The sequence below is a fragment of the Kitasatospora sp. NPDC093558 genome (assembly GCF_040683475.1).
Classification (GTDB): Bacteria; Actinomycetota; Actinomycetes; order Streptomycetales; family Streptomycetaceae; genus Kitasatospora.
This window is the reverse complement of the sequence record NZ_JBFBDY010000369.1, coordinates 1-6,277: the sequence shown is the minus strand read 5'-3', so window position 1 is coordinate 6,277 and position 6,277 is coordinate 1. Positions and strand designations below refer to the sequence as shown.

The 6,277-nt window shown below is 71.9% G+C and carries 3 protein-coding genes; 1 reads left to right on the top strand and 2 read right to left on the bottom strand.

Annotated elements, in window-relative coordinates:
* Together AB0O00_RS26575 and AB0O00_RS26570 are read right to left on the bottom strand one after the other, a co-directional pair.
* On the bottom strand, window positions 1–1,956 hold a 1,956-nt coding region (locus AB0O00_RS26575; protein WP_363655839.1), incomplete at its 3' end, for a helix-turn-helix transcriptional regulator.
* A gap of 9 nt (window positions 1,957–1,965) precedes the next feature.
* Window positions 1,966–2,190: a hypothetical protein gene (locus AB0O00_RS26570; RefSeq protein ID WP_363655837.1), complete on the bottom strand. Its 225-nt coding sequence runs from the start codon at window positions 2,188–2,190 to the stop codon at window positions 1,966–1,968.
* A gap of 758 nt (window positions 2,191–2,948) precedes the next feature.
* Here AB0O00_RS26570 and AB0O00_RS26565 point away from each other — a divergent pair.
* Window positions 2,949–6,224, top strand: a complete 3,276-nt coding sequence (locus AB0O00_RS26565; protein WP_363655836.1) for an SdrD B-like domain-containing protein — start codon at window positions 2,949–2,951, stop codon at window positions 6,222–6,224.
* The last annotated feature ends 53 nt before the right edge of the window (window positions 6,225–6,277 follow it).

Below are 6,277 nucleotides of genomic sequence, written 5' to 3'. Positions count from 1 at the left end.
GGCTTCTGCATCGCCGGCCGCCGCGAGGTCCCGCAGCCATGCGATCGCCTCGTAGGCCGTGCCGTTCTCGCTCAGCAGCGCCGCCGCCGGCTCGAGGGCCTGGCGGTCCCCGGCCTCGGCGGCCCGCTGGTACCAGGTCGCCGCTTCCTTGCGGTGCCCCGAGACCTGCAGGAGTGCCCCGCCCATCAGGAGCGCGTCGGTGTCCCCCTGGGTCATCGCCGTGTGCAGGACCTGGACCTTCAGCAAGGGGTCGGCGTTGCGGTTGGTGGACAGGAACTGGGCGACGGACCCCCGCGCGTTGGCGTCCGCCAGCGCGAGCCGGGGGTCCTGCCCGGCGGCGTCGGCCAGGGCAGCGAGTTCGGCTCCGGTGAACAGGTCGGGGACGTCGACGGCCGCGTCCTCGATCATCGCCCGGGCCGCCGTGACGGCGTCCGACGAGGAGCCTCCCGCGCGGGTCAGCACTCCTGCGGAGGCCGAGACCGTGCCGATCACGAGGACAGGAGCGCGTCGGGGATCGTGCAGGGCCGCGCTGATCTCGGCCTGGACCATTCCGGCGACGTGGCACTGGCCGGGATCGAGGTACCGGTCGATCCGGTCGAGCCACACCGTCGACCCGGGACCGGCCTGGGAGACGGCCTCGACCACCTGCTCGCCCTTGGACGGATCCGCGGGAAACCAGAGCCGCCAGCCCACCGGCAGTGCCTGCATCGCCTCCCAGCAGCTGCGCGTCTTGCCGGTGGCCCGCGGCCCGCGGGCGACGACCAGCGCGCTGTGTCCGTCGGCGGCCCTCTGCACGATCCGCTCGAGAACCTCGTCGTGCTGGCGCCGGATGTAGGGCACCAGGACCGGCAGAGCCTGTCCCGACTCCGGCAGGGCGAACGTCTCCCGCACCCCCAGGGCCAGCGGATCCACCACGTCACCGACCGCGTGCCCCCACGGCCTCACCGCGGCCGCGCGGATCCACAGCTCCCGCGCCATCCCGCCGGCCGCGGCCGGATCCAGCCCGGCCATCCTGGCCATGGCGACCGCCACGGCCACGGCGTCACCCTGAACGGACAGCAGGTGCGACGACCTCAGCAACCGGTTCACGCTGTCCCGCTTGGGCGCCGAGTCGAGGGAGTCGTCCATCCGGATCGACGCGGTGATGTCGGTCAGCGACGGAGCCCCCGCCTCCAGGTACAGCTCGTGCAGCCAGTCCTTGAACGCCCGAAGCGGCCCGGGGCGCACCCACACCTGGGCCTGAGCCAGCCGGGGCCGGCGCCTGCCCGCCCGCCGCCGGCCGCCTTCCTTCACCTCGCCGCCCCTGGTCTGAAGCACCCTCACCCCCGAAGGAGCCGAACCGCCGCCGCGCGCCCGGGGCTGCCGGCGGGCCTGGACACGCACCCAGGCGTCCGCCCACACCGCCGCGTCGTACCCGGCCACCGGCGACCCCGGGAAATGCCCGATCACCTGCATGAACACGCAGAAGACCTGGAGCGTGGGCACCGCCCCGGGGCGCAACGCGTCCCCGAGCGTGCTGCGCGACAGACTCAGCCCCAGCCCATTGGCGCGCTCGCTGACCGAGCGCAGCGACGGGCTGCCGCTCAGCCGCAGGGCCGTACGCATCGCGTCGCCGAGGTGATGCGCCTCGCACAGAGAACCCGGGTCCTGCCAGCGGACACCGGCGCGCCCACCCGCCCCGGAGGAGGACGAGGCGGCCGGGGTGCGGCGCCACAGACGCTCCGCCTTCCTGAGCTCCGACGGGCTGCCCCCGCACGCCCGGACGAAGGCCTGCACGACCTCGAGCTTCGGACGCCGCTTGCCCGAGGCCGCCCGGGACAGCGTGGAGACGGATATGCCGGACTCGATGCTGATCTGGGCGTACGTCTTCCCGCAGCGCGCACAGACACTGTGAAGGAACTCGGCCAGGTCCCCGGCCACCGCTCCCGGGGCGACCGCCGTCTTCGGCCTTCCCATCCGACACGCTCACCTGCGCCGACGGCCCGACGAGACGGCCGAGACCAGCCGTCTCACCAGCTCCGCCGCCGTCAGGACGGCGGCGCTGGACAGCGCGATGACCGTCTCGGTCGGAAGACCCATCACCGCCGGCACGACGAGCAAGGCCAGCACGGCCACGGCGACGACCGCAGCGGTGACGGGCAGAACCCCGTCACCGCCCCAGGCCCCACGGCGCTTTCGTGGCACACCCATGTCGCGTTCCCTTCTACGGTCGCAGCCCTCGTGATTGCACACCGGCCCGGGGAGTTGCAGCTCCCACCGGCCAGTGCCGACAAGTCTTGAACACCCCGAGGCCCCCGCACGCACAACGGAACTCCCGGATTCGCCAGGCCCTGAAAGAACACCGCGCCGACGTCCCGGATCCGCGCAGATCAGAGGACTCCGGTGGCGGAACCCCATCTGGAAGGGCCAATCCTGTCCGGCTTTCAGCCCGGCGGTCGCGCCACCCCCGTGTTGTTGCATGCTTGTCCGGATCTCCACGCAAAAAAGCCGGTCGGTGGCCAACCGTTTCCAGCAGGTCAGCGCATAGAAGACGCCGGAGGAAGAGACACCGGGCCGACACCGTGTCCGGTCCGGAGCCATCGCAACTCGGTGCGCCGCTGCGGGTACCCGGGAGATTGGTACCCGTTCTCCCGGTCGCAGCCAGCACACCCCGGGACACCCGGACCGAGCACCGTTGCAGCGGAACCGGTCCCGCCGGCCGCCAGGCCGTCCGTTCGGGGGGCGCCTCGCGCCCCCCGGACCCCCTGGAGCCCGATGCCGTTGCCGTCGGTCGACCCCGTAGGGGCACGCCTGACCACCACGATCCGAGGGTCCGGGCGGGCCAAGCCGATCTCGTCGGGAGCGATTCCGCCACCGCCTCCACGGTGGTCCGCTGAGCAGGTGAATTGCCCCCGATCGTCCTCGCGCCGTCGGAGCAGCGGTGGGGCGAATCGGATGAACTGCCCGGTATGCGCATTCCTTTCCGGACCGGGCGGATCGCCTCGGTCCTGGCCCTGGTGGCGGGCTCGCTGTTCAGCAGCAGCGTGCTGGCGCCGCCGGCCCAGGCCGCGATCTCCTTCACCAAGAGCGTGGACAAGGCGACCGCCTCCCCCGGGGAGAACGTCACCTACACCCTCCGCTACACGTGCTCGATCACCGAGTGCACGGGCGGGCAGATCCTCGACACCCTGCCCTCGAACATGCAGTTCCTCGGCTGGACGCCCGACCCGTCCTCGGTGGACGAGGCCGCCTCCACCGTGCCCGCCTCGGGCGCGATGGGCGGCACGATGGACATCAAGCTGAAGAACCTGAGTCCGGGCACCACCGCCACCATCACGGTGACGATGAAGTACCCCAACTTCACCACCCCGAACGGGGCCGCCTCGACCAACTCGGCCACGATGAGCGCGGCCGGCGAGACCCCGCAGACCGCGACGGCCGACACCAAGGCGACCGTGCAGCCGCAGTACACGGTGACCAAGGGGATCCAGACCTCCAGCAGCGACGGACGCACCGTCACCTACCAGTTCAGCACGTGCGCCACCGACAACGTGCCCAACGTCGACCTGGACACCAGCCGCCTGCTCGACACCCTGCCGCCCGGCGCGGTGGTGGACACCGGCCGCTCGCCCGGCTGGTCCTCGGTGCCGCCGGGGCCGAACACGTGGGGTTACGACATCGGGGCGTTCACCTCAGGCAACGGGCGCGGCGGCTGCCGTCTGCCGGGCGTGCTGGTGGTCCACTACCCGGAGGCCGACTTCCCGAACGGGACGACCTCCGACAACACCGTGGACCTGCTGGGCGCCCCGCTGACCGAGGGCGAGCGGAAGCTGGACACCGCCTCCACCACGACGGGTCAGTTCCGGCCGCCGGCCACGGGCGTGGTGGTGACCGCGAGCAAGCAATGGCGCGGCGACACGACCAACGGCGACATCAACTCCTTCAGCATCTCGGCCACCAACACCGCCGGCCCGGCCACCAGCCTGACCATCACCGACCCCGGTGCCGGCACCACCGACGGCCTCTACAACTGGATCTTCCCGCAGTCCATCCAGCTGGAGCCGTGGAACCCGACCAGCATCAAGCTGACCCTGCAGTACCGCCTCAACGGCGACCCCACCTGGCAGACCTTCACCCCGTCCAGCCCGTTCAACGGGTCCACCAGCCGCCGGCTCACCTTCGTCCAGGGCGCCGGCGACCCGTCCCGCGACGACTTCGGCATCCCGGCCGGACGGTGGCTGGACGGCCTCAGGTTCACCTGGAACGGCCCCATCCCCACCGGCTGGAGCCCCGGGAACGCGGTCCAGCTGGTCACCCAGGTCGCCACGCCGGGCCACGACGGGCGCCCGGCACCCGACCGCCTGACCAACTGCGTGGACACCACCGCGACCGACGGCACCAACAACGCCTCCGCCAACGCCTGCGCCTCCACCACCATCACCCAGGCGACCAACCTCGGTGCGGTCAAGACCACCATCGCCGGTGAGCTCTCCGCCCCGGGCGGCCGGGCCACCTTCCAGGTCATCCCGTACAACCGCAGCGCACGCGACCTCGACCGCCCGCTCGTGCTCTACGACGTGCTGCCCGCCGGCGTCGTCTACATCGAGGGCTCGGCCCGCCCGGACCCGAACTACGCCGACGCCAAGGCGCCCTCCTCGATCACCGTGAAGCCCGGCCCCGACGGCCGGCAGATCATCAGAATGGAGTGGCCCGCGGGCGCGCCGGACATGATGTACCTGCACGACGCGCTGGCCTACCGGATGTACTTCGACGTCCAGATCGCCGGCAGCATCCGATCCGGCGAGCTGACCAACGACGTCTACGTCACCGTCGACCGGCCCGAGGCCCCCGTCTCGTGCAAGTTCGCCGGCTCCGACAGCGGCAGCACCCCGGACGTCCTGGACCTCAACGGCAACGGCGACACCACCGAGATCATGTGCCACGCCTCCTCCAAGATCCGGGTGGACGTGCCGTCGGTGCTGCGCTCGTACAAGGAGGTCAAGGGCGACCTGGACGCCGACTACGTCAGCATCGGTACCGCCACCCCCGGCGGCCGGATCTCCTACCGCATGACCGTGCGCAACGACTCCCCCGACCCGGTCACCGACTTCATCGCCTACGACCGCCTCCCCACCCCGGGCGACACCTACGTCCTCACCCAGGACGCGCCCCGCGGCAGCACCTGGAACCCGTCCCTCAGCCAGCCGATCACCAGCACCGACCCGACCGTGGTGATCGAGTACACCACGGACCCCAACCCCTGCGTCGAGACCGCGCTCGTCACCCGGACGGGCTGCAACGCCGCGGCGGCGTGGAGCACCACGTTCCCCGGCCCCGGGACGGCCACCTGGTTCCGCGTCCACCGACCCGGCACCCTGGCCTCCGGCGAGTCCTTCATCCTGACCTGGCCGATGGTCGCGTCCTACGACGCCCCCGCGGGCGACTACGCGTGGAACAGCTTCGCCTTCACCGCCACCGACGCGTCCGGCCGGCAGCTGCTGCCCGCCGAACCCGCCAAGGTCGGCGTCGCCGTCAAGCAGACGGCCCCGTCCGACAACGCGCTGGGCGACTTCGTCTGGAACGACCTCGACGCCTCCGGAATCCAGAAGCCCGGCGAGCCCGGCATCCCCGGCGTCACGGTGCGGCTGCTGGACGGCACCGGCCAGCCCGTGCGGGACAAGGACGGAAAGCCGGTCACCACGGTGACCGACTCCACCGGCCACTACCTCTTCGACAAGCTGCCCGACGGGAGCTACGCGGTCCAGTTCGACCTGACCACGCTGCCCAAGGACGCCGTCGTCACCAAGCGCGGCGCGGGGTCGGACCCGGCGAAGGACTCGGACGCGGACCCGGCCACCGGCATCACCCAGACCGTCAGCCTCAAGGGCGGCCAGCGGTACCTCGACCTCGACATGGGGGTGATCGTGACCAGCCCGATGCCGTCGCCTTCCCCGTCGCCTTCCCCGTCGCCCTCGCCCTCGCCTTCGCCTTCGCCGAGCCCGATGCCTTCGCCGTCCCCATCTCCCACGTCCTCGCCCTCGCCGACCCCGTCGCCGACCGGCACCACGACGCCGACGAAGAGCCCGACGCACACCCCGACCTGGTCGTCGTCGAGCGGCTGGCCGCTGCCTCCCACGGGCGGCTCCTCGTCCAACGCGCTGATCGTGGGCCTCGCGGCCCTCGCCATCCTCTCCGGCGGCGCGCTGTGCCTGATCGCCTACCGTCGGCCGGGGAGGCATGGCTGACCCGACGGTGAACAACTGAACACCGCATCACGACCGGTGGCGCCGTCCCGCAC